The sequence below is a fragment of the Bordetella sp. BOR01 genome, assembly GCF_019218885.1.
Lineage (GTDB): Bacteria > Pseudomonadota > Gammaproteobacteria > Burkholderiales > Burkholderiaceae_B > Bordetella_A.
In genome coordinates this window covers 127275-153142 of record NZ_JAHUWT010000003.1, presented here as the reverse complement: position 1 = coordinate 153142, position 25868 = coordinate 127275, and the positions used below count along the sequence as shown (strand labels likewise).

Sequence of the window (25868 nt, the reverse complement as noted above, 5' to 3'; positions counted from 1 at the left end):
GAGATATGATGCGCAGATCGACTCTCTGGACTCTGGGCCTGTTGCTGGCCTTGGCGCTCTTTCCGTATGTGGCGGCAGCCCTGGACATGGATTTTTATGTGTCGCTGGTGCGCCGGGTGCTGATCTACGCGCTGGCCGCCACCAGCCTGAACCTGATCCTGGGCTACGGCGGCATGGTGGCGCTGGGGCATGCGGCCTTCTTCGGCGCGGGTGCCTACGTGGTGGGCATCCTGGATGCGGCCGGCATCCAGGCGGCGCTGGTGGCCTGGCCTGCCGCGGCGGCGGTGGCCGCCGTGCTGGCGCTGTTGATCGGTGCCGTCTCGCTGCGCACCCGCGGCGTGTACTTCATCATGATCACCCTGGCTTTCGCGCAGATGGTGTATTACCTGTTCATCTCGCTGCGCCAGTATGGCGGCGAAGACGGCCTGAACCTGTCCGGCTATTCGCTGCTGCCGGGTATCGACCTGGCCGACAACACCCATTTCTATTACCTGGTGCTGGCGCTGTTCGCCGTGCTGGTGTGGGCCTTCGGCCGCCTGGTCGATTCGCGCTTCGGCGCGGCGCTGCAGGGCATCCGCGAGAACGAATCGCGCATGGAGGCGCTGGGCTACCCGGTGTACCGGTTGAAGCTGGCCGCTTTCGTTATCAGCGGCGCGGCCGCCGGGCTGGCGGGGGCGCTGCTGGCCAACCATAACTTGTTCATTTCGCCCAGCCTGATGCACTGGACGCAGTCGGCCAACCTGTTGGTGATGGTACTGGTGGGCGGCATCGGCCTGCGCTACGGCGGCGTGGCGGGCGCGGTGGTGATGCTGGCGCTGGAAGAGGTGCTGCGCATGTGGACCGAGTACTGGCACCTGCCGCTGGGCGTGCTGTTGCTGTGCGTGGTGTTCGGCGCCCCGCGCGGCGTGGCGGGCCTGGTGGGGCCGTGGTTCGCGGGCGCGGCGCGCGGAGGGCGGCCATGACCGCGATATCGACCGCCACCGCCGCCGGCGTGCCGGCCCTGCAGGCGACCGGGCTGGTGCGCCGCTTCGGGGCGCTGGTGGCCACCGACCACGTATCGCTGACCCTGGCTCCCGGCGAGATCCATGCCCTGATCGGCCCCAACGGCGCGGGCAAGTCCACCCTGATCCATCTGCTGTCGGGCACGCTGGCCGCCGACGAAGGCAGGCTGGCGCTGGACGGCGTCGACATCACGCGCCTGAATGCGCACCAGCGCGTGGCGGCGGGCCTGTCGCGCTCTTACCAGATCACCAACATCTTCAAATCGTGCAGCGTGCGCGACAACCTGCTGCTGGCCGCGCAGGCGCATGCGGGCAGCAGTTTCCGGTTCTGGGCGCCGCGCGCGTCCGACGCGGCGCTGCACGACGCGGCCCACGCGCTGGCGCAACAGTGCGCCATCGACGCCAGCCTGCTGGACCGGCCCGCAGGCACGTTGCCGCATGGCGAGCAGCGCAAGCTGGAATTCGCCCTGGCCCTGGCGGCGCGCCCCGGCGTGTTGCTGCTGGACGAGCCCATGGCCGGCATGGGGCCCGACGAAACCCTGCGCCTGACCGACCTCATCGAGTCGTTGCGCGGGCAGGCCGCCATGCTGCTGGTCGAGCACGATATGCAGGCCGTGTTTCGCCTGGCCGACCGCATTTCGGTGCTGGTGTACGGGCGCATCATCGCCACGGGCACGCCGGCCGAGATCCGCGCCAACCCGGACGTGCGCCAGGCCTACCTGGGCGAAGACGAGACCGCCACCCAGGAGCCCGCCAAATGTTGAGCATGCAGGCAGTGCAAAGCGGATATGGCGCCAGCCAGGTGCTGTTCGGCGTCGACCTGGAAATCGGCGCCGGCCAGGTGGTGACACTGCTGGGCCGCAACGGCATGGGCAAGAGCACCTTGCTGCGCACGCTGTTCGGGCAGTTGCCGCTGCGCAGCGGCACGATCCGCTTCGCCGGCCACGATATCGGCGGCTGGACGCCGGACCGCATTGCCCGCGCCGGGCTGGCCATCGTGCCCGAAGGGCGGCAGTGCTTTCCCAACCTGACGGTGCGCGAGCACCTGACGGCATTCACCGCCGCGCGCAACCCGGACATCGCCCGCCCCTGGACCGCCGAGCGTGTGCTCGAACTGTTTCCGCGCCTGGGCGAGCGCGCCCGCAACATGGGCAACCAGTTATCGGGCGGCGAGCAGCAGATGCTGGCCATCGGCCGCGCGCTGGTCACCAACCCGCGCCTGTTGGTGCTGGACGAGGCCACTGAAGGGCTGGCGCCGCTGGTGCGCGAAGAGATCTGGTCGTGCCTGGCCACCTTGCGCGCAGCCGGGCAGACCATCCTGGTCATCGACAAGTACGTCGAACGCCTGCTGGCGCTGGCCGACCGCCACGTCATCCTGGAACGCGGCCGGGCCGTCTGGAGCGGCGATTCGGCCGCGCTGGATACCGACCGCGGCTTGTGGGAAAGATACCTGGGCGTGTAGCCTGTGGGCGTGTGCGGCATGCCGTGCCGTGCCGCGCGGCAATGCCGTCGGGCACGTGCCTTGCTGCCCCTGTACGTTTGCGGAGCATGCCATGTCGACAACCCACCCATATGCCACCGAAGCCCCATTGCGCAGCGATATCGATCAGCGGCAGGGGCCCCTGGTGCTGGAGTTCGGCACCGACTGGTGCGGCTACTGCCAGGCCGCCCAGCCCCTGGTCGCACAGGCCTTTGCCGCGTACCCGCACGTGGCGCACCTGAAAATCGAAGACGGCAGCGGCCGCCCGCTGGGCCGCTCGTACGGCATCAAGCTGTGGCCGTCGCTGATCTTCTTGCTGGACGGGCAAGAGGTGGCGCGCCTGGTGCGGCCCACCCGCGCGCAGGACATCGCCCGCGCCCTGGGCGACATCGGCTGAGCCTGGCGACGCGTCCGCAAGCAGGTTGGCGCGCCCCCCCCGGGCCGGCGCAGCCCGCCGTATCCTGCCCCTTTTTGTATTTCTTGCCACCGCCCGCATGCCAGTATATAGTTGAAACCTAAACTAATTGAACGGCCGGAACCTGTCGCGGCCGCCTGGTTTCACGGAGCCTGTTGCGCAATGAAAATCGTCTGCCTGGGCGGTGGCCCTGCCGGCCTGTACTTCGGCCTGCTGATGAAGCTGCAGGATCCCGCCAACGAAGTCGCCGTCATCGAACGCAACCGGCCGTACGACACCTTCGGCTGGGGCGTGGTGTTCTCGGATGCCACCATGGACAACCTGCGCCAGGCCGACCCGGTCTCGGCGCAAACCATCGGCGACGCGTTCAACCACTGGGACGACATCGACATCCATTTCAAGGGGCGCAGCGTGCGTACCCAGGGACACGGATTCATCGGCATCGGCCGCAAGAAACTGCTGAACATCCTGCAGGCGCGCTGCGAGGCCGTGGGCGTGAACCTGGTGTTCGAGACCTTCGTGCAAGACGACCAGGCCGTGGCCCGGCAGTACGACGCCGACCTGGTGATTGCCTCGGATGGCATCAACAGCCCGGTGCGCACGCGCTACGCCGACACGTTCCAGCCCGACATCGACACGCGGCGCTGCCGCTTCGTGTGGCTGGGCACCACCAAGGTGTTCGACGCCTTCACCTTCGCCTTTGTGCAAACCGAGCATGGCTGGTTCCAGGCGCATGCCTATCGCTTCGAAGACGGCCTGTCGACCTTCATCATCGAAACGCCGGAAGAGACCTGGCAGGCGGCCGGCATCGGCGACATGAGCCAGGAAGAGGGCATTGCCTATTGCGAGCAGCTGTTCGCGCCCTGGCTGGACGGCCACAAGCTCATCAGCAATGCCGGGCACCTGCGCGGGGCCGCCATCTGGATCCGTTTTCCGCGTGTCATCTGCGACACCTGGGTGCACTGGAACATGCTGGACACCGCGCGCGGCCCGCGCCGCGTGCCGGTGGTGCTGATGGGCGATGCGGCGCACACCGCGCACTTCTCGGTGGGGTCGGGCACCAAGCTGGCGCTGGAAGACGCCATCGAGCTGGCGCGCTGCCTGGGCGGCGCCGAAGGCAGCGTCGAACAGGGCCTGCAGCACTATCAGGACGTGCGCAGCGTCGAAGTGCTGAAAATCCAGAACGCCGCGCGCAACTCCACCGAATGGTTCGAGAACGTGCAGCGCTACGCCGGGCTCGATCCGGAACAGTTTGCCTATTCGCTGCTGACCCGCTCGCAGCGTATTTCGCACGAAAACCTGCGGGTGCGCGATCCCGCCTGGCTCGACGGCTACGAGCGCTGGCTGGCGGACCGCGCCGGCGCCGCAGGCACGGCCGGCGCGCCGCCGCCGTTGCCCATGCTGACGCCTTATCGCATGCGGGGCGTGGAACTGAAGAACCGTATCGTCGTGTCGCCGATGGCCATGTATTCCTGCGTGGACGGGGTGCCGGGTGAATTCCACCTGGTGCACCTGGGCGCGCGGGCGTTGGGCGGCGCCGGCCTGGTCATGGTCGAAATGACCTGCACTTCGCCCGATGCGCGCATCACCCCGGGCTGCCCCGGGCTATGGAACGACCAGCAGGCCAGCGCTTTTGCCCGCATCGTCGACTTCGTGCATGCCCACAGCGACGCGCGCATCGGCATGCAGTTGGGGCACGCCGGCCGCAAGGGTTCTACCCAACTGGGTTGGCAGCAGATGGACCATCCCCTGGCCGAGGGCAACTGGCCGCTGTTGTCGGCATCGGCCTTGCCCTACCTGCCCGGCATCTCGCAAACGCCGCGCGCCATGGGCCGTGCCGACATGGACTGCGTGCGCGACGATTTCGTTGCGGCCGCCCGCCGCGCCGCCCAGGCCGGTTTCGACTGGCTGGAACTGCACTGCGCCCACGGCTACCTGCTTTCCAGCTTTATCTCGCCGCTGACCAACCAGCGCGACGACGAATACGGCGGCAGCCTGGAAAACCGCCTGCGCTATCCGCTGGAAGTATTCCGCGCCGTGCGCGAGGCCTGGCCGCAAGAGCGGCCCATGTCGGTGCGCATTTCGGCGCACGATTGGGTCGAAGGCGGCATCACGGCCGACGATGCCGTCGAGATCGCGCGCCATTTCAAGGCCGCTGGGGCAGACATGATCGACTGCTCGTCGGGCCAGGTCAGCCCCGAGCAGCACCCGGTGTACGGGCGCATGTACCAGACCCCTTTCGCCGACCGCGTGCGCAACGAGGCCGGCATCGCTACGATCGCGGTGGGCGCCATTTTCGAGGCCGACCACGCCAACGGCATCATTGCCTCGGGCCGGGCCGACCTGTGCGCCCTGGCGCGGCCGCACCTGGCCGATGCGTCATGGACGCTGCGCGAAGCGGCGCGCGTCGGGTATTGCGATACGGTCTGGCCGCGCCAGTACGCGGCGGGCAAGCGGCAACTGGAAACCAACTTCGAACGCGCCGCCACACTGGCGCAACAGGACGCCAAATGAACGATTCCGCACGCGTACTGGAAGGCCGCCACGCCCTGGTCACCGGCGGCGCCCGCGGCATCGGGCTGGCCTGCGCCCGCGCGCTGCAGCAGCGTGGCGCCGTGCTGACCTTGCTGGGACGCGATCGCGCCGCGCTGGATGCGGCCGTGGCGTCGCTGGCGGGCCAAGGCCCGGTGCGGGCGGTGGCGGCTGATATCGCCGACCAAGCCTCGGTGCAGGCCGCTTTCGAGCAGGCCGGCCAAGACGCCGGCCCGGTCGGCATCCTGGTCAACAACGCCGGCCAGGCCGTCAGCCAGCGATTCGAGCGCACCGACGCGGCGCTATGGCAAACCATGCTGGCCGTGAACCTGACCGGCACCTATCACTGCACCCAGGCGGCGCTGCCGGGCATGCTGGCGGCCGGCTGGGGGCGCATCATCAATGTGGCCAGCACCGCGGGGCTGATCGGCTATGCGTATGTCAGCGCCTATTGCGCCGCCAAGCATGGGGTGGTGGGCCTGACCCGCGCACTGGCCCTGGAAACCGCGCGCAAGGGCGTCACGGTGAATGCCGTGTGCCCCGGCTTTACCGAAACCGACATCGTGCGCAGCGCAGTCGACAACATCATGCAGAAAACCGGCCGTAGCGCCGACCAGGCCCGTGCCGAGCTGGCCTCCCGCAATCCGCAGGGCCGCCTGGTGCAGCCCGACGAAGTGGCCGAGGCCGTCGCCTGGCTGGCCTTGCCATCGTCCGCATCGGTCAACGGCCAGGCCATCGCCATCGATGGCGGCGAAGTGATGCCCGGCTGAACCCATCCAGGAGATTCCATGAATACCGCGTCCCCCGAGCACACCATGAAGCATCACCGGCGCCCCTATGCCGATCACGCCGCCCGCACGTTCCTGTGGCAGGTGTCGTCCGACGGCAAGGTGGCCACCGTGACGCTGAACCGGCCCGAGCGCAAAAACCCGCTGACCTTCGATTCGTATGCCGAGCTGCGCGACCTGTTCCGCGGGCTGGTGTACGCCACCGATATCAAGGTGGTGGTCATCACCGGCGCGGGCGGCAACTTCTGCTCGGGCGGCGACGTGCACGAGATCATCGGACCGCTGACGCGCATGAGCATGCCCGAGCTGCTGGACTTCACCCGCATGACCGGCGACCTGGTCAAGGCCATGCGTGCGTGCCCGCAACCCATCGTGGCGGCGGTCGATGGCGTGTGCGCGGGCGCGGGCGCGATGATGGCGCTGGCCTCCGACCTGCGGCTGGGCACGCCGGCCGCGCGCACCGCTTTCCTGTTCACGCGGGTGGGCCTGGCCGGTGCCGACATGGGCGCCTGCACGCTGTTGCCGCGCGTGATCGGGCAGGGCAGGGCCTCGGAACTGCTGTACACCGGCCGCGCCATGAATGCCGGCGAGGGCGCGCAATGGGGCTTCTTCAACAGCCTGCACGAAAGCGCCGGGCTGCTGGAAGCGGCCCAGTCGCTGGCCGCGCAATTGGCGGCCGGCCCCACCTTCGCGCATGGTGTCACCAAGAAGCTGCTGCACCAGGAATGGAACATGGGTGTGGACGAGGCCATCGAGGCCGAGGCCCAGGCCCAGGCCATCTGCATGCAGACGCGCGATTTCCGCCGCGCCTACGAGGCCTTCGTGGCCAAGCGCAAACCCGTATTCGAAGGAGACTGATGTGGCCGACACGACATGGCTGGACTGGCCGTTCTTCGATGACCGCCACCGCGACCTGGCAGGCGAGCTGGAGGCCTGGTGCGTAGACGGATTGGCCGATATCGATCATCGCGACACCGATGCGGCCTGCCGCAGGCTGGTGGCATCGCTGGGCCGGGCCGGCTGGCTGCGCTACTGCGTGCCTGCCGGACCCGACGGCGCCTGGGGCGGCGCGCTGCCGCAGATCGATTCGCGCATGGTGTGCATCCTGCGCGAGACCCTGGCGCGGCACGACGGCCTGGCCGATTTCGCGCTGGCCATGCAGGGCCTGGGCAGCGGCGCCATTGCGCTGATGGGGTCCGACGCGCTGCGCCGGCAATACCTGCCGCGCGTGGCCAGCGGCCAGGCCATCGCGGCGTTCGCGCTGTCCGAGCCCGACGCCGGCTCTGATGTGGCTGCCCTGTCCTGCACGGCACGGGCCGACGGCGATCACTACGTGCTCGATGGCGCCAAGACCTGGATATCCAACGGCGGCATCGCCGATTTCTATTGCGTGTTCGCCCGCACCGGCGAGGCCCCGGGCGCGCGCGGCATCAGTGCGTTCGTGGTCGAGGCCGGCACGCCGGGTTTCGAGATCGCCGAGCGCATCGACGTCATGGCGCCGCATCCGCTGGCCACGCTGGCGTTCGACAACTGCCGCGTTCCCGCCACGCACCGGCTGGGCGAGCCCGGCCAGGGCTTCAAGCTGGCCATGATGACGCTGGACATTTTCCGGGCCTCGGTGGCGGCCGCTGCCCTGGGCTTTGCCCGGCGCGCCCTGGACGAAGCCGTGACGCGCGCCCGCGGCCGCCGCATGTTCGGCCAGGCCCTGGCCGACCTGCAACTGACGCAGGCCGCCCTGGGCGACATGGCCACCGCGATCGACGGAGCCGCGCTCCTGACCTACCGCGCCGCCTGGGCGCGCGACGTGCAGGGCGTGCGCACCACGCGCGAAGCGGCCATGGCCAAGATGGCCGCCACCGAATCGGCGCAGGCCGTCATCGACCGCGCCTTGCAGATGTTCGGCGGGGCCGGCGTGGTGTCCGGCATGCCGGTGGAAAAGCTCTACCGCGAGATACGCGCGTTGCGTATCTACGAAGGCGCGACCGAGGTCCAGAAACTGATCATTGCCAGAGAGCTGCTGAAAGATTAAGGGCCCGAACAGGCCAAGGCCAAGCCCGAACAGGCCAGGCCCTGAGCAGCCAGCCATTGCATTGCCAAGGGGATTTTCATGGAACATTCTGCCCACCTGGATACTTACGCCCGTGACCACTTGCCGCCCGCTGACGAATGGCCCGAGTTCCTGCTCGACAGCCCCGACGTGGCCTACCCTGCGCGCGTGAATTGCGCCGTGGAACTGGTCGACGCCATGGTCGCCCGCGGCCATGGCCGGCGCGTGGCCCTGCGCTGGCGCCGCGATGGCGCAGCCGCCACGATGACCTATGCCGAACTGCAGGCGCTAAGCAATCGCATCGCCGGCGTGCTGGTCGACGACATGAAACTGGTGCCGGGCAATCGGCTGCTGCTGCGCGGCCCCAACAACCCGATGATGGCCGCCGCCTGGCTGGCCGCCATCAAGGCGGGGCTGGTGACGGTGCCCACCATGCCGCTGCTGCGCGCCAAGGAACTGAAGCAGATCATCGACAAGGCCCAGGTGTCGGCCGTGCTGTGCGATGCCCAGCTGCGCGCCGAAGCGCAGTACTGCATGCAGCCCGGCCACGAGCATCATTGCCCGGGGCTGCGGCAGGTGATGCTGTTCAACGACCCTGCCCCCGATGCACTGGACGCGCGCGCGGCCGCCAAGCCCGATGACTTCGCAGCCTGCGATACGGCGGCCGACGACATCTGCCTGATCGCATTCACCAGCGGCACGACCGGCCTGCCCAAGGGCTGCATGCACTTCCATCGCGACGTGCTGGCCATGTGCGACCTGTTCCCGCGCCACATCATCCGCCCCGGCCCCGATGACATCTTCTGCGGCACGCCGCCCCTGGCCTTCACGTTCGGGCTGGGCGGACTGCTGTGCTTTCCGCTGCGCGTGGGCGCCAGCACCGTGCTGGCCGAGAAGGTCACGCCCGCCGGATTGCTGGAACTGATCCAGGACTTTCGCGCTACCGTCGTGTTCACGGCGCCCACCTTCTATCGCCAGATGGCGGCGCTTGCCGACCAGTACGACATCGGCTCGCTGCAGAAAAGCGTGTCCGCCGGCGAGGCCCTGCCCGACGCCACGCGCCAGCTATGGAAGCAGGCCACCGGCATCGAGATGATCGATGGCATCGGCGGCACCGAGATGATCCATGTCTTCGTGTCCAGCCCGCCCGACGAAGTGCGCCCGGGGGCCATCGGCAAGGTGGTGCCCGGCTATGTGGCCAGCGTGGTGGACGAGAACATGCAGCCCGTGCCCAATGGTACGCCGGGCCGGCTGGCCCTTAAGGGCCCCACCGGCTGCCGCTACCTGGCCGACGAGCGCCAGCGCCGGTTCGTGCAGCAGGGCTGGAACCTGCCGGGCGACACTTTCGTGCAGGACGACGACGGCTACTTTTTCTACCAGGCGCGCAATGACGACATGATCGTCTCGGCGGGCTACAACATCGCGGGCCCCGAAGTCGAGGACGCCCTGCTGCGCCACGAGGCCGTGGCCGAATGCGGCGTGGTCGGCGCCCCCGATGACGAGCGCGGCCAGTTGGTCAAGGCTTTCGTCGTGCTCAAGCCCGGCTTCACGGCCGGCCCCGAACTGGTGGCGGCGTTGCAGGCTTTCGTGAAGGCTGCCATCGCTCCGTACAAATACCCGCGCGCCATTGTGTTCGTCGATGCGCTGCCGCGCACCGAAACCGGCAAGCTGCAGCGTTTCGCGCTGCGCAAGCTGGCCTAGGACGCTGGACCGCCATGGCAAAGCCCTTTGTCAGCGAAGTGGAAGTGCGCTTCCGGCATTGCGATCCGGCCGGCATCGTGTTTTACCCGCGCTACTTCGAGATGATCAACGATTTCGTCGAAGAGTGGTTCGACAAGGGCATGGGCCTGCCTTTTCATGCGCTGCATGTCGACCGCAAGATCGGCACGCCGCTGGCATCGGTGCAGTGCGACTTCACCGCGCCCAGCCGCTGGCACGAGAAGCTGCGCCAGGAACTGGCCGTGCGGCGCATCGGCGGCGCGTCGTTCACGGCCGATGTGCGCTTCCTGGGGCCCGACGGCGGGCTGCGGCTGAAGGCCGCGCTGACTATCGTGACGGTGGACCTGCGCACCATGCGTTCTACCGCTATTCCCGACGACCTGCGCCTGCGCATTCAGGCGTTTCTTACTACAGGATGATCCCATGAAGATTCTGCAACCGCCCGACTGGATGGCGCCGCGCGGGTACTCGAACGGCGTGATGACGCAGCTTGCGGTGGGCGACCGCCTGGTGTTCGTGGGCGGGCAGATCGGCTGGAACGGCCAGCAGCAGTTCGAGACCGACGACTTCGCCGGCCAGGTGCGGCAAACGCTGCAGAACATCGTGGCCATCCTGGCCGAAGGCGGCGGCGGCCCCGAGCACATCGTGCGCATGACCTGGTACGTGACCGACAAGGCCGAGTACGTGGCCTCGTATCCCGAGATCGGCAAGCACTACCGCGAAGTGGTCGGGCGCCATTTCCCGCCCATGACGGCGTTCCAGGTGGCCGGCCTGATCGAAGACCGCGCCAAGGTCGAGATCGAGGTCACCGCCGTGATCCCGGCCTGATGCCTGGCGGGGCCGGGCGTCAGCGGATAGCCAGTTGGCCTGCCTCGAGGCAGGCCTTGCCGCCGGGCTGGTCTTCCAGCAGCGTGCGCACCTTCACGCCCACTTGCAGGGTGACGCCGCCGTAGTAGCGCTTGGCGGCGGTGATCATTGCCGATTGCAGCGGCTGCAGCCGCTGTTCCAGTTCGGCTTCCTGGCGATCGAGGTCTTGCAGGTCGGCGCAGACCTTGGCGTGCGTATTGCGGGCCCGATCCTCGATGTCCCCGGTGGCTTTTTCCGGATGCAGGCGCAGGAACATCAATAGTTTTTCCAGCTTGGCCTTCTCTTCGTCCAGGCGGTGGCGCTCGGTTTTCAGCGCGGTGCGTTGCGTTTCGGCGTGCGGGTCCAGCCCGACGCGCACCACGGTGGGCACAGCGGCCATCGACCCCAGCGTGCCCGCGCGCACCGTATGCAGGGCGCACACTTCGCCACCCGTGATCGCGCCCTGTTGCGATCCGGGCGGGCCCACCATGACGCTGTGCCCCGCCAGTACGCGGCTATGGCGAATTTCGCGTTCGGCCGCCACTTGCTGCCCTGCGCTGACCATCGCGTGCTCGATGAAGCGCGCCTTGACCGAGCCCGCGCAGTGCACGTGCGCGGCGCGCGGTCCGATGGCGCTGTCGCCCGGTGCGGGCCCGGCCATGCCGATGATCCCCCCGTTCACGGTCAGGCTGCCGCCGGCCTGGATGTGGGCGGCCTCGACCGTGCCTGCCACGACGATATCGCCGCTGACCCGTATTGCCATGCCGGCGGTGATATCGCCCTTGACGCGCAGCGTGCCGTCGAAATCGATGTTGCCCGACTGCAGGTCGACCGCGTCGACTTCCACGACGAAATTCACCTGCGCGCCTTGCGGCAGCAGCATGGGAGCGCCGGCCACCGTTGCGCGCAGCAGGTCGGCATCCTGTTCGTCGGCGGCCACGCCGTGCAAGCCCGTGGCGAAGGGCAGATCGGGCACCGGTTCGGGGGCTACCGGCCGGCCCAGGACGTCCAGGCCGGCCACGCCTGGCACCGCAGGAATGCGCCGCACCAGCGGCGTGCCCGGCTGCACAAGCACCAGGCTGCCCAACGCGCGGTAATCGACCGGCGCATTGTCATCGTGCACCCGGGCCAGCGGGTTTTTGACCAGGCTCTCGAAGCGCGTTGGCGTGCCCGCCTGCGCGGGCGTGCCACGCGCCACGGGCAGCGCCTCGCAGCGGCCCAAACCCGATGCGTCGCGCACGGCTGAGTGATCGATGCCGGCCACCACCCCCTGTGCGGCCAGCGCCGCGGCAATGTCTTCCCGAGTGACGGCACGGCCGCCGCGCGGCGCCGTCAGCGTCAGCAGGGCGCGCATGCGGTCGGGTTCAAGCTCGATGCGCAGCGTGCCGTCATGGACCTGGCCGACGGCGCCGGTGACCGGGCCATCGGCTTCGCGGCACTGCGCCAGGAACGCCGCCACGCGGGCGTGGTCCAGTACCTCGGGGCCCCAGCCCCGCGCTTGCACTGCCGCGGCCAGTTCGTCCCACGTGGGGCTGGCCGCCTTGTCGCCCGGCGCGGCGTAGGTGGCGGCCAGCACGTGCGTGCCGGGATCCAGCGCAAGCTGCAGTGCCTCGTTGTGCATGTCGCCCTCTTCTGTGCGGACCGCTGTCCACGCGGGGAGCGATGCCGTTCAATCAGTAAAACACAGAAATATTATGATAAATATAGGGGCGAGGGGGTATCCAGGCGAACGCAAGGGGAGGGAGCTGGCACCCCAGGGTGCCAGGCACCGCGATTTGCGGCGCGGCTTGCCGGCAGCGGCGGCCGGTCAGGCCTTCATGCCGGCAAATACCGCCTCGGCGGCGTCCAGCGTTGCGTCGATGACGGCGTCGTCGTGCGTGGCCGACACGAAGCCGGCCTCGAAGGCCGACGGTGCGAAATGTACGCCGCGATCCAGCATGGCATGGAAGAAGTGCTTGAACGCCTGGGCGTCGCCGGCGGCCACTTCGGCAAACGATGCGGGCACCGTGTCGCGGAAATACAGGCCGAACATGCCGCCGATGGCATCGGCCGCGAACGGAATGCCGGCGGCCTGGGCGCGCAGGCGCAGCCCGTCGGTCAGGCGCAGGGTCTGCGTGGCCAGGCGCTCGTAGAAACCGGGTTGGCCGATCAGGCGCAGCGTGGCCAGGCCGGCCGCCACCGCCACCGGGTTGCCCGACAAGGTGCCGGCCTGGTACACGCCGCCCAGCGGCGCCAGGTGGGCCATCAGGTCGGCCCGGCCGCCCAGGGCGCCCACCGGCATGCCGCCGCCGATGACCTTGGCCAGGGTGGTCAGGTCGGGCTTGACGCCGGACAAGCCCTGCACGCCCTGCGGGCCGACGCGAAAGCCGGTCATGACTTCATCGAAAATCAGCACGGCGCCATGTTGCGTGCAGAGCTCGCGCAGGCCCTGCAGGAAGCCGGCTGCCGGCTTGATCAGGTTCATGTTGCCGGCCACCGGCTCGACGATCACGCAGGCGATCTCGGCGCCATGCTGCGTAAAAGCGGTTTGCACCGCATCCAGATTGTTGTATTCCAGGGTCAGCGTGTGCGCGACGAACTCGGGCGGTACGCCGGCCGAGCTGGGGTTGCCGAAGGTCAGCAGGCCCGAGCCGGCCTTGACCAGCAGGCTGTCGGAATGCCCGTGGTAGCAGCCTTCGAATTTGACGATCTTGGCCCGGCCGGTGGCGCCGCGCGCCAGGCGGATGGCCGTCATGGTGGCCTCGGTACCCGAACTGACCAGCCGCACTTGTTCCAGCGAGGGCAGGCGGTCGATCAGGACTTCGGCCAGTTCGACTTCCGCCCGCGTGGGCGCGCCGAACGACAGGCCGTCGAGCGCGGCATCGCGCACCGCCTGGACCACTTCGGGATGCGCGTGGCCCAGGATGGCCGGGCCCCATGAGCCGACGTAGTCGATGTAGCGGGTGTCTTCTTCGTCCCATACGTAGGGGCCCTGCGCGCGCTTGATGAAGCGCGGCGTGCCGCCCACCGAGCGAAAGGCACGGACGGGTGAATTGACGCCGCCGGGAATGCTGCGGCAGGCACGATCGAAAAGTTGGGCGTTGCTCATGGTGTTACGGCTTGTAGTGAGAATGGACGGTGAAGGGCGCCGCGCAGGCCCGCGCGGCCTGGCGGATATCGGGCGCCTGGAACAGCCCGGTGATGACGGCGATGCTGTCGGCGCCCGCCTGGACCACTTGCCCTGCGTTGGCGGGGGTGATGCCGCCAATGGCTACCACGGCGGGCCGCGGCGCGCCGTGGCCCTCGGCCAGTTCGCGTGCCTGCCCTAGCAGTGCCAGCGGTGCGCGCACCGCCTGCGGCTTGATCGATGAAGAGAATACCGCGCCGAACGCGATGTAGTCGGCACCGGAATCAAGCAAATGGCGCGCCCGCGCCAGATCGTCGTAGCAGGATGCGCCCAGGATCAGGCCGGGGCCGGCCTGGGCGCGCGCCTGCGCCAGGTCGCCGTCGTCGCGGCCCAGGTGGGCGCCGTCGGCACCGACTTCCAGGGCCAACCGCCAGTGGTCGTTGACCAGGAACACCACTCCCAGTTCGCGGCACAGCGGTGCCAGGGCGCGGGCCTGCCCGGCACGCTGCGCCGCGGTGGCGTCCTTGCGGCGCAACTGCAGGGCGGTCATGCCGCCGGCAGCCGCCTGGCGCACGGCGTCCAGCAGGCGGTCGGTATCGTCCCATTCGGGGGTGACGCCATACAGTCCGGCCGGAAAGCGCAGCGGGGGCGTCGATGTACCTTCGTGCTCCGCGCTCATGGCGTGCCGATGCGGTTGGGAATGCGGCGGCCCATGCCGGCCAGGAAGGCGGCGCCCACGGTTTCGTCGGCATGGCGCAGCGCCTGTTCGACAGCCTTGGGCACGTCCAGCCCCTGGGCCAGCATGGCCGCGACGGCCGTGGCGGCCACTCCGCCGGTATCGCCATTGCGTTCAGGAGGGGCTTGCCAGGGCCAGGTGGCCGTCTGGCCGTCCGGGCCCAGCAGGACGTTGGCATGGTGCCCGGGTCGCACCGGAGCGCCCAGCACCAGCACCCACTGCGCCCCGCCCGCCACCAGGGCGTGCATCGGGCTGGGCGCGTCGCCGATATCGATGTCGCCATCGGCGTGCCATTGCGCCAGTTTCAGGTGTTCGACCACCACCAGGTCGGTTTGCGGCAGCACCAGTTCCAGCGTGGCGGCCAGCAAGTCGTCGGCGTCGTCCTGCGAGGCGGCATCGTGTGCCGGCAGGCCGCGCTGGCCCAGATGCAGCACCAGCGGCACCTGGTTGTAGTCGGCGGCGACCTGGGCGGCCACGCTGGCCGCCTCGGCGCTGAACAGCCCGCCGACCTTGATGGCCTGCACGGGCATGTCTTCGAGCAGGCAGCGGGCCTGGTCGTCGAGCAGGTCGGGCGACACGGGGTGGATTTCTTCGATGCCGGCGGTATCCTGCACGGTCAGGGCGGTGGCCGCGGCCAGGCCGTGGCAGCCCAGGCGCGCGCAGGTTACCGCGTCGGCGGGCAGGCCGTCGGCGCCAGAGGGGTCGATAGGCCCGAAAATCAGGATAAGGGGGGGAGTCACAAGGGCCACGTGCTGCGCGAAAAGATGGGGAAGGCTCCGGCTGCGCTGGGGCAAATCGGGCAACCCCTATTGGGTTTCGGTAAGATTGCCCCATTCTAATGGATGCGCCTCGCGCTTTGCCCGCTTCCGGGGACGGGCGCCAGTCGATGTAACAGAGAAAAGAGAACCATGCGTACTTGGATGTGTCTGATTTGCGGTTGGGTATACGATGAAGAGGCAGGCTTGCCCGACGAAGGCATCGCACCCGGCACCCGTTGGGAAGATGTGCCGCCCAATTGGGTCTGTCCTGAATGCGGCGCCCGCAAGGAAGACTTCGAACTGATGGAAATCTGATCGCGCGGGCGTCCCGGCCGCCAGCGGCCCAGCCTCCTGTGTCCGATCCCAAGGGGTTGCCATGACCGACGAAAACCACGATACGCAAGCCGACGACGAAGACGCCAACGACGCGCCGGCCACCGATTTTTCCAACCAGTTCCTGATCGCCATGCCCCAGATGGTCGAGGGCAGCCTGGCGGGGTCGGTCATTTATGTCTGTGAACACACGGTGCGGGGGGCGCTGGGCCTGGTCATCAACCGGCCCACCGACCTTACCCTGGCCAGCTTGTTCGAGCGCATCGACCTCAAGCTCGAGATCCGGCCGGTGAAAGACTCGCCGGTGTTCTTCGGCGGGCCGGTACAAACCGACCGCGGCTTCGTGCTGCACGCGCCGGCCGGTGATTACAGTTCCAGCATCAAGCTGGGCGAACTGGCGCTGACCACCTCGCGCGACGTATTGCAGGCCGTGGCCGACGGCAACGGCCCGGCGCGCATGCTGGTTACCCTGGGCTACGCAGGCTGGGGAGGCGGCCAGCTTGAAAGCGAAATGGCGCAGAACGCCTGGCTTAGCGTGGGCGCCGATGCCGATATCATTTTCGACGTGCCGCCCGAAGATCGCTACCCGGCCGCCTTGAAGCTGCTGGGCGTCGATCCCGTGATGCTGTCCGGCGGTGCGGGGCATGCCTGAAGAAACCCTGCTGGCATTCGATTTCGGCGAAAAGAAAATCGGCATCGCGATCGGCAATACATTGACGCGGCAGGCGCGGCCCCTCGAGATCATCTTTTCGGAAACGCGCGAGGCGCGCTTCGGGCGTATCGCGCAGTTGCTGCACGAATGGCAGCCGCAACGCGCCATCGTGGGGCTGGCGCTGGCCACCGATGGCGCCGAACAGCCCGCCACCGCACGCTGCAGGCGTTTCGCCAACCAATTGCACGGCCGTTTCGGGCTGGCCGTCGAGTTGGTCGACGAGCGCGGCTCCAGCATGGAAGCCCAGCGCTTGCTGGGCACGCACGCGCCCGACGATGCCGTAGCGGCCGCGGTGATCCTGCAGCGCTATCTCGACGCCTTGCCATGAACCGCGACCGTCTCGTCCTGTCGTCGATCGCGAGTATGATGCTGGCCGGCCGGCGGCGCGCCACACGAGTGGGCGCCGGTGCGGCCTGGGAGCCCCACACTTGCTGAAGTTGCCGCGTGTCGTCCTGCGTCTGGTCCTGGTGGCGCCGTGGATCATTTTCGGCCTGCTGTGCGTGGGCCTGGTCTATCCGTTCATGCAATTGCCCGCGCGCGCCGGGCTGAACCGCCATTGGTCGCGGTGCCTGATGGCCATGTGCGGTATTCGCGTGGTGCAAAGCGGCACCCCCTTGCTGGCCGGCCCGGTGCTGTGGGTGGCCAACCATGTGTCCTGGATCGATATCTTCGTGGTCAATTCGGTGCGGGCCACGGCCTTCGTGGCCAAGAGCGAGATCCGCAATTGGCCGCTGATCGGCTGGCTGGCCGCCGGTGCCGGCACCTTGTTCATCGAGCGCGGCCAGCGCCACGCGGTACATGCGGTGGGCGAATCGGTGCAGGCGCGGTTCCGGCAAGGCGTGGCCGTGGGCTTGTTTCCCGAGGGCACCACCAGCGAGGGCGACATGGTGCGCCCTTTCCACGCCAGCCTGTTCGAGCCGGCCCGCGCCGCGGGCGTGCCCATCCAGCCGGTGGTGCTGCGTTTTCTGCAGCACGGCCAGCGCAACCCGCTGGCAGCGTTCGTGGGCGAAGAGACCCTGGCGGCGAACTTGTGGCGCGTGCTGGGCGCCACCGGCCTGTCGGTCGAAGTGGAATTCTTGCCGCCGCTGTCCGGCCAGGGGCCCGACGGCCACCCCGCCACCCGCCTGGAATTGTCCCGGCAGGCCCGCGAGGCCATCGCGGCCGCGCTGTAACGGCATACCCCGGCGCTATCCCACCCGGCGCGCCAGTTCTTCCGAACGCAGCGATGCCTCGTAGGCTGCCCGCAACTGCGCCGGGTCGGCCTCGCCCGCGGCGATCCGGTTCAGCGCCGCCTTCATCGATGCCACCACGCCCGGCGCGCACTCCAGCAGGCTCTGCACGTAGCCGTCCACCGCGGCGTCGAGCTCCGTGGCTTCGACCAGATCGGTCAGGAAGCCGATGCGCAGCATGTCTTCGGCATAGATGGTGCGCGCGCTGAGGAACAGTTTCTTGGCGGTCGGCAGCCCCAGGTTGGCCACATAGCGCCGCAGGCCGCCAGGGTAGTAGTGCAGCCCGAATTTCGCGGCCGGCATGAACAGGCGGCTGCCGCGCACGCCGATACGGATGTCGCAGCACAGCGCCAGGTCGGTGGCGCCGCCGTAGACGCTGCCGTTCAGCGCGCAGACCACGGGTAGCGGCAAGTGCTCCAGCGTATCCAGTACCCGCTCGAAGCGGTCGTCGAGTTCGTTGCGGATGGCGGCCAGCGTATAGCCCGAACTGAAGGTCTGCCGGCCGGTGCCGGTCAGCACCAGCACGCGCAGCCCGGGGGCCCGCGCGACGCGTTCCAGGTGGTCCAGCATCACCGGCAGGTCGGCGGGATCCAGCCGGTTGTGCTGGCGCGGGCGGCACAGGCGCAGCCGGGCCAGCGGCCCGTCGATCTCGAGCACCGGCGCGCCATCGGTATCGTGGTTCATGCAAAGCTCCAATCATGTCAGTCGTCCCGAGAAAGGCAACCCGATCGGAATGAAAATAGGTGCAGCTCGATCGGGGACGCCGCGGAGCCGGCTTCGCCGGTCCGCCAGCGTCGCCCCCTTGAGGGGGGAGCGCGCAGCGCTTCGGGGGTGGGTCAATATCCGGGGCCCATCAGGCGGTCGGGCAGCCAGGTGGCGATGCCGGGGAAGACCGTGAGCAGCACGATGAACAGCACCATGATGACCACGAAAGGCAGCGTGCCCCACATCACTTCGCGCAGCGGCACCTCGGGCGCCACGCCGCGGATCACGAACAGGTTCAGCCCCAGCGGGGGATGGATCAGGCCGATCTCGAGATTGATGGTCAGGATCACCGCGAACCACACCAGGTCGATCTGGCCTTGCTGCAGCACCGGCAGCATGATGGGCATGCTCATCAGAATGACCGAGACCGCCGGCATGAAAAAGCCCGCCAGCAGCAGGAACAGGTTGAGCACCAGGATGAGCTGCCAATTGCTCAGCTGCCATCCGAACATCCAGTCGGCCACGCTCTGCGTGACGTACAGATAGGACATCATGTACGCGTACAAGGCCGCCGCGGCGATGATGAGCAGGATCATGCTGGACTCGCGCGTGGCATCGCGCATGATGGCCCACAGGTCGGCCAGGCGCAGCCCGCGGTACACCACTGCGACCAGCGCCAGCGCCAGGAAGGCCGCGATGGCGGCGACTTCGGACGGCGTGGCGAAGCCGCCGTACATGAACACGGTGACCGCGACGATGATGGCCAGGAAGGGCAGGGTGCGCAGCAGGCCCGAGAGTTTCTCGGCCAGCGTGTACGACTCCTGGGGCGCCGCGCCGGCGCCCGCGCGGCGCAGGCCGGCGCGGCTGGCCAGCCACGAATACACTGCGAACACGACCACCAGCGCCAGGCCCGGCACCACGCCGGCCAGGAACAGCCGCGCGATCGAGGTGTGCGTGACGATGCCGTACACGATGAAAGTGATCGATGGCGGAATCAGGATGCCCAGGGTGCCGCCGGCGGCGATCGCGCCGGTGGCCAGCCGGGCCGGCACGCCGCGCTTGAGCATCTCGGGGATGCCGACCTTGCCGATGGCGGCGGCGGTGGCCGGGCTGGAACCGCACATCGCCGAGAACAGCCCGCAGCCGACGATGTTCGCGATGACCAGGCCGCCGGGCACCCGGCACAGCCAGCGATGCAGCGATTCGTACAGGTCGCGCCCCGCGCGCGACATGCCGATGGCTGCTCCCAGCACCACGAACATCGGCAGGGTCAGCAGGGCGAAGTTGGACAGTTCGCCGATGAAGGTCTTGGCCACGGCCTCCAGCGCGCCCGGCTCGCCGAAGCAGGCCAGGAACGCGATGGACACGGCGGTCAGGCCGAAGGCGATGGGAATGCCGGAAAACAGCACCGCGAAGGTGACCACGAACAACAACGCGCCGATTTGCAGCTCAGTCATGCAGTTTCTCCAGGGGCGGCGCGGGCAGCGCGGCGGCGGGCGCCGGCCTGTGCAGCCGCGGCCAGCGCATCTCTACCAGGTATTGCAGGGCCGTCAGGCCCATGCCCAGCGGCACCGAGGCGTACTTGGGCCAGACCAGCGGCTGCCAGACGCCCAGCGCGCGCTCGCCCGACCGGTAGGCGTCCAGCGCCATCAGGAAGCCGGACCATGCCAGGTACACGCATACGGCCAGGCCGGTCGCCTGCGCGGCGAACCGCACGGCCTGGCGCGCCGATTCCGGCAGCACGGCCTCCAGGATCTCCATCTTGACGTGCCCGCCGGTGTGCAGCGTGTAGGGCGCCCCCAGGAAGATGGCGATCACCATCATTTCGATGCTGGTCTCCAGTTCCCAGGAATTCTGGTAGCCCAGGCTGCGCACCAGCACCATCCAGGTCAGCACGCCGATCGCCGCCAGCAGCAGCACGGTCGCCATCATGGCGCACACCGTGCTGCACCGCGTTATCCATTTGCCAAACGTCGTCACCCCGGTCTCCTTTTGTGCGACTGCCGTTGTCCATCCGAGCCGTCATTGCCGGCGCGATTGTTCCAGCGCGTCGACCAGTTCCTGCGCGGCGGGGCTGATGCGCGCGAACTCGGGCCACGAGACCCGGCGCGACAGCGCCAGCCATTCGTCGAACTCCGGCTTGGTCATGGCATGGATCTGCGCGCCAGCCTTGGTGAAGGCGGCCAGGGTTTCCTGCTTGACCTTGACCTGCTCGGCGTTGAATTTTTCCTGCGTGCTGGCGGCCGCCTGCTCCAGGGTCTTCTGCTGCGCCGGCGTCAGCTTGTTCCAGGCCTTCATCGAGATGAGCAGCGGCTGGAACACCACGAAGATGGTGTAGTCGCCGCCCAGCGTCGCATACTTGGTTTGTTCGTACAGGCGCATGCTGACGAAGGTTTCGTACGAGGTCATCAGGCCGTCCAGCACGCCGGTTTGCAGGGCGTTGTAGAGCTCGGTGGACGGCATCGAGAACACCGACGCGCCGGCGCTCTTGAGCATGGTGTCGATGCTGCGGTCGGCGCCGCGCATTTTCAGGCCCTTGACCGATCCGGGGCCGCCGACTTCGCGGGTGCGGTTGGCGATGCCGCCCTCGGTCCACCACCAGGTCAGGAAATGAAAGCCGTTGGCCTCGCACAGTTCCTGCAGCTTGCGGGAGAAGGGCGAATCCTTCAGCGTCATGGCATCTTCCACGCTGTTCACCGCGCCGGGCAGGATGGTGATGGACAGCTCCGGCACTTTCCCCACGCCATAGATCAGCGGGAAGATCGCCAGGTCGACCGTGCCGTCCTGCAAGGCATCGATCTGCTTGACGGGGTTGCTGATCAGCGAGGCGCCCGGGTAGATGCGGAACTTCAGCGCCGGGTCCAGGCGGGTGGCCTCGGCGGCGAAGGCGCGCGCGCCATCGTCACGGCCGTCGCCGCGCGGCCATTGATGCGACAGCTTGAACTGCTGGGCCTGCGCGCCGGCGGCGCAGGCCAGGGCCAGCAGGCCCGCCGCCAATACCGATCGTGTTCTGTTCATTTTTTTGTCTCCTCGGGTTCGTCGTGGTCAGTGTTTCGCCGTGCGCAGCGCTGGGGGGATTCTCTTCAGGGCCGTGCCGTTGCCGTGGCGGCCTCGTGCTGGAAAACCACCTTGCCGGCGCACAGCGCGTCGATGCGTTCCTGCGGCAGGCCGTAGGCGCGCAGTATCTGCTGGGTATGCTGGCCGAACGCCGGCGGCGCGCTGCGCACGCTGCCGGTCGCCAGCGCGTCCATCGAGATCGGCAGCGCCAGCTGGCGGATCTCGCCCAGTTCGGGATGCTGGGCCGTCTCGACCATGCGGCAATGTTGCACCTGGGGGTCGGCAAACACGTCGGCCAGGTTGTTGATGGGGCCGGCGGGAATGCCGCGGGCGATCATCTCGCGCGTCCAGTGCATGCGGTCGCGCCGGCGCAACCGCGATTCGATCAGGGCCTTCAGCTCATCGCGATGGAGCATGCGGTCGGCATTGGTCCGGTAGCGCGCATCGTCGGGGGCCTCGGGCAGCTCCAGCAGTTCGCACAAGCGCAGCCACATGTCCTGAGTGGCGGGCGCGAGGTTCAGCGGGCCGTCGGCGGTCTCGAACACGCCATAAGGGGCAATCACCGGATGCACGTTGCCGGTGGGCTGCGGAACCTCTTGCAGGCTGAGATAGCGCTGGCCCTGCACGCTCAGCAGGCCGACCAGGCTGGCCAGCAGCGAGGTCTCGACCCGCTGGCCGCGGCCGTCGCGCTGCCGCTCGATCCAGGCGGCCAGCACGCCCATCGCGGCCCACATGCCCGAGGTCAGGTCGCCGATGGCGACGCCGACGCGGGTCGGGCCGGCTTCGGGCATGCCCGTGAAGCTCATCAGGCCCGAGTACCCCTGGGCAATCTGGTCGAAGCCCGGCCATTTTCCGGCCGGGCCGCTGCTGCCGAAGCCGGTGATCGAGGCGTAGACCAGGCCGGGTTGCCCGGCGGCCAGGGTTTCGTAGTCCAGCCCCATGCGGCGCATGGTGCCGGGCTTGAAGTTCTCGACCACGATGTCGGACTTGAGCGCCAGTTCGCGCAGCAGTGAAAGCCCTTCCGGATGGCGGAAGTCCAGTCCCAGGCCCAGCTTGTTGCGGTTGCTGCTCAGGTAATAGGCGCTGACGCCGCGATCGAACGGCCCCCATTGGCGGATCATGTCGCCGCTGGGGCCCGGCTCCACCTTCACGACTTCGGCGCCGAGGTCGGCCAGGATCATGGTACAAAAAGGGCCCGACAGCGCCCGTGTCAGATCCAGGATTCGCACACCGCTCAAGGGCAACGCCATACTTCGCTCCTCTTCCTTAGCCTGCGTTTTTTCGCGTGGGCCGGGCAGGCCCGGCTCTGTGTGAAGGCCATCTTAGGAAGGAGACGCGCGGCGGGAAAATACGGTTTGCTGATTGCGGAATAAGAAAATCTTATGGCAACCGTGCTGCAATGCAAAAAAACAATAGCTTCGGCCGTGACGGGTGGGGGACATGAACTTCAGGCAGCTCAAGTATTTCGTCAAGATCGTTGAACTGGGCGGCATGACGCGCGCGGCCCAGATGCTGTTCGTGGCGCAGCCGGCGCTCAGCCAGCAGATCGCCAATCTGGAGGCCGAGCTGGGCGTGCGGCTGCTCGACCGCAATGTCCACGGGGTCATGCCGACTTCCGAGGGCGAGGTGCTGTACCGGCATGCGCGCACCATTCTGCGCCAGGTCGACAATACCCGCGCGCTGCTCATGCAGAAAGACGAGGACGTCACCGGCAAGGTGTCCATCGGCATGCCGTCGAGCACGGGGCGGGTGCTGGCCCTGCCTCTGTTCCAGCGCGTGCGCGAGGCCTACCCGGGCATCCTGGTCGAGATCGTCGACGTGCCCAGCGCCGACCTTACCGGCCTGGCGGCCCAGGGCCGGGTCGACATGTCGATCACCCCCGACCAGCTGCCCAAGCGCGGCCTGCAGGTGCTGCCGGTGCTGCTCGAAGAAATCTACGTGATCCTGCACCCCGGGATGGCGGTGTCGGCCGACCCCATGCCACTGGCCGAGCTGGCGCAGATCCCGCTGATCCTGCCCAGCCTGCCCAATACGCTGCGCACGCGGGTCGAGCATGTGTTCCAGCAGGCGCGGCTCGAATACAAGCTGGCGGGCGAGGCCAGCACCTCGGCGATCCTGATTCCCGCGGTCAAGGCGGGCATGGCGGCCACGCTGCTGCCCTGGTCGGCGGTGAACGAAGATGTGCGGGCCGGCGCGCTGCGGGTGGTGCGGCTGCCGCCGCCCACGTTTTTTCGCGAGCTGTCGATCTGCACGTCGAGCAGCCTGCCGTTCACCCAGGCCGCGCAGAAGGTCAAGGACATCTGCCTGGCGCTATGCCGAGACCTGGTCAGCAGCGGCCAATGGGCAGGCAGCCGCATGATGGAATGAGCCGGCACCGCCGGCGGGCGGCTTATTTGCCCGCCAGCGGATCCTGGAACTGCGAGCACTTGATCTGCACCAGCTTGTGGTCTTGCAGCCGCATCGCCGTCAGCGACCCGCCCCACACGCAGCCCGTATCCAGGCAGATGACGTCCGGCCGCACCAGCAGGCCCAGGGTGGACCAGTGCCCGAACACGATGGTGATGTCGCGCGTGGCCCGCTTGGGGACGTCGAACCAGGGAACCAGGCCTTCCGGCCACGCGCCCGGAGCCACCTTGGTGGCGAATTCCATGTGGCCCGCCGGCGTGCACAGGCGGATGCGGGTCAGCGCGTTGATGATCACGCGCATCCGCTTGCCGCCCTTGTGCCGGTCTTTCCAGTTGACAGGTTCGTTGCCGTACATTTTCTGCAGGGCTTTCTGCCAGTTCGGGCCGCGCAGCGCATCCTGGACCTCGGCAGCCAGTGCCAGGGTCTTGGCCACGTCCCATTTGGCCAGCACGCCGGCGTGCACCAGCAAGTGGCCGTGCTCGAAATGGGCCAGCGGGCGCTGGCGCAGCCAGTCGATCAGGTCGTCGGCGTCGGGCGCCTGCAGGATGTCGTCGATGGTGTCCGACTTCGACGGCTTGCGCACCCCGGCAGCGGCGGCCAGCAGGTGCAGGTCGTGGTTGCCCAGCACCGACACGGCGCGCTCGCCCAGCGCGATGATGCGGCGCAGGCTGCCCAGCGACTGCGGGCCGCGGTTGATCAGGTCGCCCGCAAACCAGAACCGCGCATCGGGCTCGCCGGCCAGGTCGGGGTGGTTCAGAAGTTGGTCCAGCGGCGTGCAGCAACCTTGCACGTCGCCGATCATCCAGATGCTGCTGCCTTTCATGCGGGGTTTCGTCTCCAGGGCCAGCGCGCCTGCGCGAACCGCGCCGTCGCATGGCGGTATTCCATCAGGCTGAGCGCACCCAGCGCCAGCAATACGGCCCCGAGGTTGGGACCCAGCGCCGTCAGCCAGGGCGGCCAGCGGCTGAGCATGCCGACGTTCAGCGCCAGCTGGTTCAGCATGAAGAAGCCCACGCCCAGCAAGATGCCCACGAACACCTTGGCGCCCACGCCGCCCCGGCGTGTCTGCATGAAGCTAATGGGCGCCGCGATGGTGATCATCACCAGCAAGGTGAAGGGGTACGAGACTTTGCGCCACAGCGCCACGACCTGCCGGCCGGCATCGAGCTGGTTATGGTGCAGGTAATCAATGTAGTCGAGCAGGGTGGCCAGCGACATGCGCTCGGGGGTCAGTACGCGGGCCAGCAGGCGCTCGGGGCTGAGCGTTGTGTTCAGTTCGCGCTGCGGCAGCTTCGTTACCCGGGCCGGCGCCGTGCGCGGCGGCTTGGCATCGGCCAGCGCCTGCGCCGCGCTGTCGTCGATGTGGGTCTCGACCACGTCTTGCAGCACCAGCTTGTCGTCGGCGAAGGCGCCGGCGGCGGCGGTGGACAGCGTGGTCAGTTCCAGCCCCGGTTTGAACTCGTACAGGGTGACGCCCTCGACGTTGCCGTCGGCCAGCAGCTTGGCGATGTTGATGATGCGGGTGCCGCCGTCGCGGGTGGGTTCCTTGAACCAATAGCCGCTGTCCATGCGAGAGCCGCTGGCCTTGCCGCGAAACAGCAGGCTGGCCTCGCCGCTCTTGATCTCGGCGGCCGGCGTCACGAATTCGGACAGCAGCGTGGCGCCTATCATCAGGGGCAGGGTGATCAGCCAAAGCATGCGCAGCAGCCGCATGCCGCTGATTCCCGATACCCTCAGGATGACCAGTTCGTTGCGCTGCGCCAGCCCGGCCAGCGCCAGGATGGCGCCGATCAAGAGCCCGATGGGCAGCAGATCGTACAGGCGGGTGGGCAGCGCCAGGGCCTGCATGTAAAGCAGGACCGGCATGCTGAACTTGTCGCCCACGTTGTCCAGGTCGTCGACCAGTGCGAAGAACGTGAACAACCCCAGCAGGGCCAGCAGGACCACTGCACAAGAGCGATAGATTTCGCGGGCCAGATAGCGGCGGGCTGTACGCAT

Annotated in this window: 27 protein-coding genes; 16 read left to right on the top strand and 11 right to left on the bottom strand. The window is 68.2% G+C overall.

Annotated features, from left to right (window positions below; genetic code table 11):
* Positions 1–8: 8 nt before the first annotated feature.
* From KW845_RS15550 to KW845_RS15500, 11 genes are all read left to right on the top strand, one after another.
* Positions 9–962, top strand: coding sequence for a branched-chain amino acid ABC transporter permease (locus KW845_RS15550; protein WP_218371389.1), 954 nt, complete (start codon positions 9–11; stop codon positions 960–962).
* The gene (locus KW845_RS15545) at positions 959–1765 is read left to right on the top strand and encodes an ABC transporter ATP-binding protein (RefSeq protein ID WP_218370195.1); all 807 of its coding nucleotides are present in this window, start codon (positions 959–961) and stop codon (positions 1763–1765) included. The genes KW845_RS15550 and KW845_RS15545 overlap by 4 nt, the downstream gene beginning before the upstream one ends.
* The gene (locus KW845_RS15540; protein ID WP_218370194.1) at positions 1759–2463 is read left to right on the top strand and encodes an ABC transporter ATP-binding protein; all 705 of its coding nucleotides are present in this window, start codon (positions 1759–1761) and stop codon (positions 2461–2463) included. Before KW845_RS15545 ends, KW845_RS15540 begins: the two co-directional genes overlap by 7 nt.
* A gap of 91 nt (positions 2464–2554) precedes the next feature.
* Positions 2555–2878 carry a thioredoxin family protein gene (locus tag KW845_RS15535; RefSeq protein ID WP_218370193.1) on the top strand — a complete coding sequence of 108 codons (324 nt, stop codon included), beginning with the start codon at positions 2555–2557 and terminating at the stop codon, positions 2876–2878.
* A 180-nt stretch (positions 2879–3058) separates the two neighbouring features.
* Entirely contained in the window at positions 3059–5410 is a 2352-nt protein-coding gene (locus tag KW845_RS15530) for a bifunctional salicylyl-CoA 5-hydroxylase/oxidoreductase (protein WP_218370192.1), read from the top strand.
* Positions 5407–6198, top strand: coding sequence for an SDR family NAD(P)-dependent oxidoreductase (locus tag KW845_RS15525; protein WP_218370191.1), 792 nt, complete (start codon positions 5407–5409; stop codon positions 6196–6198). The genes KW845_RS15530 and KW845_RS15525 overlap by 4 nt, the downstream gene beginning before the upstream one ends.
* 18 nt (positions 6199–6216) lie before the next feature.
* Positions 6217–7074, top strand: a complete 858-nt coding sequence (locus tag KW845_RS15520) for an enoyl-CoA hydratase family protein (protein WP_218370189.1) — start codon at positions 6217–6219, stop codon at positions 7072–7074.
* Position 7075: 1 nt separating this feature from the next.
* Positions 7076–8245, top strand: coding sequence for an acyl-CoA dehydrogenase family protein (locus KW845_RS15515; RefSeq protein WP_218370188.1), 1170 nt, complete (start codon positions 7076–7078; stop codon positions 8243–8245).
* A gap of 78 nt (positions 8246–8323) precedes the next feature.
* Positions 8324–9964, top strand: coding sequence for an AMP-binding protein (locus tag KW845_RS15510; RefSeq protein WP_218370187.1), 1641 nt, complete (start codon positions 8324–8326; stop codon positions 9962–9964).
* A 14-nt stretch (positions 9965–9978) separates the two neighbouring features.
* Entirely contained in the window at positions 9979–10401 is a 423-nt protein-coding gene (locus KW845_RS15505; protein WP_218370186.1) for a thioesterase family protein, read from the top strand.
* Positions 10402–10405: 4 nt separating this feature from the next.
* On the top strand, positions 10406–10810 hold the full coding sequence (locus KW845_RS15500; protein ID WP_218370184.1) for a RidA family protein: 405 nt from the start codon (positions 10406–10408) through the stop codon (positions 10808–10810).
* Between the two features lie 19 nt (positions 10811–10829).
* Here KW845_RS15500 and KW845_RS15495 read toward each other — a convergent pair whose 3' ends face one another.
* The 4 genes from KW845_RS15495 to KW845_RS15480 all read right to left on the bottom strand — a co-directional run bounded on the left by KW845_RS15495 (position 10830) and on the right by KW845_RS15480 (position 15410).
* A complete protein-coding gene (locus KW845_RS15495; protein ID WP_218370182.1) occupies positions 10830–12449 on the bottom strand; it encodes a DUF342 domain-containing protein in 1620 nt (539 codons plus the stop codon).
* Between the two features lie 186 nt (positions 12450–12635).
* Positions 12636–13916: a glutamate-1-semialdehyde 2,1-aminomutase gene (gene hemL, locus KW845_RS15490; RefSeq protein WP_218370181.1), complete on the bottom strand. Its 1281-nt coding sequence runs from the start codon at positions 13914–13916 to the stop codon at positions 12636–12638.
* 4 nt (positions 13917–13920) lie between these two features.
* Positions 13921–14613 carry a thiamine phosphate synthase gene (thiE, locus tag KW845_RS15485; protein ID WP_218370180.1) on the bottom strand — a complete coding sequence of 231 codons (693 nt, stop codon included), beginning with the start codon at positions 14611–14613 and terminating at the stop codon, positions 13921–13923.
* Positions 14610–15410, bottom strand: coding sequence for a bifunctional hydroxymethylpyrimidine kinase/phosphomethylpyrimidine kinase (locus tag KW845_RS15480; protein ID WP_218370179.1), 801 nt, complete (start codon positions 15408–15410; stop codon positions 14610–14612). The genes thiE and KW845_RS15480 overlap by 4 nt, the downstream gene beginning before the upstream one ends.
* A gap of 168 nt (positions 15411–15578) precedes the next feature.
* Here KW845_RS15480 and KW845_RS15475 point away from each other — a divergent pair, with 168 nt between their 5' ends.
* The 4 genes from KW845_RS15475 to KW845_RS15460 all read left to right on the top strand — a co-directional run bounded on the left by KW845_RS15475 (position 15579) and on the right by KW845_RS15460 (position 17645).
* Positions 15579–15743, top strand: coding sequence for a rubredoxin (locus KW845_RS15475; protein WP_003814980.1), 165 nt, complete (start codon positions 15579–15581; stop codon positions 15741–15743).
* A gap of 61 nt (positions 15744–15804) precedes the next feature.
* Entirely contained in the window at positions 15805–16413 is a 609-nt protein-coding gene (locus tag KW845_RS15470) for a YqgE/AlgH family protein (protein ID WP_218370178.1), read from the top strand.
* On the top strand, positions 16406–16801 hold the full coding sequence (ruvX, locus tag KW845_RS15465; RefSeq protein WP_218370177.1) for a Holliday junction resolvase RuvX: 396 nt from the start codon (positions 16406–16408) through the stop codon (positions 16799–16801). The genes KW845_RS15470 and ruvX overlap by 8 nt, the downstream gene beginning before the upstream one ends.
* Positions 16802–16904: 103 nt before the next feature.
* Positions 16905–17645, top strand: a complete 741-nt coding sequence (locus tag KW845_RS15460) for a 1-acyl-sn-glycerol-3-phosphate acyltransferase (RefSeq protein WP_218371388.1) — start codon at positions 16905–16907, stop codon at positions 17643–17645.
* A gap of 15 nt (positions 17646–17660) precedes the next feature.
* Here KW845_RS15460 and KW845_RS15455 read toward each other — a convergent pair whose 3' ends face one another.
* The 5 genes from KW845_RS15455 to KW845_RS15435 form a co-directional block, all read right to left on the bottom strand.
* Positions 17661–18386 (bottom strand): enoyl-CoA hydratase/isomerase family protein, encoded by a 726-nt coding sequence (locus KW845_RS15455; RefSeq protein ID WP_218370175.1) that lies wholly within the window; start codon positions 18384–18386, stop codon positions 17661–17663.
* Between the two features lie 152 nt (positions 18387–18538).
* On the bottom strand, positions 18539–19864 hold the full coding sequence (locus tag KW845_RS15450) for a TRAP transporter large permease (protein WP_218370174.1): 1326 nt from the start codon (positions 19862–19864) through the stop codon (positions 18539–18541).
* On the bottom strand, positions 19857–20339 hold the full coding sequence (locus KW845_RS15445; protein ID WP_218370173.1) for a TRAP transporter small permease subunit: 483 nt from the start codon (positions 20337–20339) through the stop codon (positions 19857–19859). The genes KW845_RS15450 and KW845_RS15445 overlap by 8 nt, the downstream gene beginning before the upstream one ends.
* 90 nt (positions 20340–20429) lie before the next feature.
* Positions 20430–21425 (bottom strand): TRAP transporter substrate-binding protein DctP, encoded by a 996-nt coding sequence (gene dctP / locus KW845_RS15440; RefSeq protein ID WP_218370172.1) that lies wholly within the window; start codon positions 21423–21425, stop codon positions 20430–20432.
* A 65-nt stretch (positions 21426–21490) separates the two neighbouring features.
* Positions 21491–22714: a CaiB/BaiF CoA-transferase family protein gene (locus KW845_RS15435; protein WP_218370171.1), complete on the bottom strand. Its 1224-nt coding sequence runs from the start codon at positions 22712–22714 to the stop codon at positions 21491–21493.
* 190 nt (positions 22715–22904) lie between these two features.
* Between KW845_RS15435 and KW845_RS15430 the strand changes: the two genes are divergently transcribed.
* Positions 22905–23831, top strand: a complete 927-nt coding sequence (locus KW845_RS15430) for a LysR substrate-binding domain-containing protein (RefSeq protein ID WP_218370170.1) — start codon at positions 22905–22907, stop codon at positions 23829–23831.
* A 22-nt stretch (positions 23832–23853) separates the two neighbouring features.
* Here the strand turns inward: KW845_RS15430 and KW845_RS15425 are convergent, their stop codons facing one another.
* Together KW845_RS15425 and lptG are read right to left on the bottom strand one after the other, a co-directional pair.
* Positions 23854–24693 carry a symmetrical bis(5'-nucleosyl)-tetraphosphatase gene (locus KW845_RS15425; RefSeq protein ID WP_218370168.1) on the bottom strand — a complete coding sequence of 280 codons (840 nt, stop codon included), beginning with the start codon at positions 24691–24693 and terminating at the stop codon, positions 23854–23856.
* The gene (lptG, locus tag KW845_RS15420) at positions 24690–25868 is read right to left on the bottom strand and encodes an LPS export ABC transporter permease LptG (protein WP_218370167.1); all 1179 of its coding nucleotides are present in this window, start codon (positions 25866–25868) and stop codon (positions 24690–24692) included. Before lptG ends, KW845_RS15425 begins: the two co-directional genes overlap by 4 nt.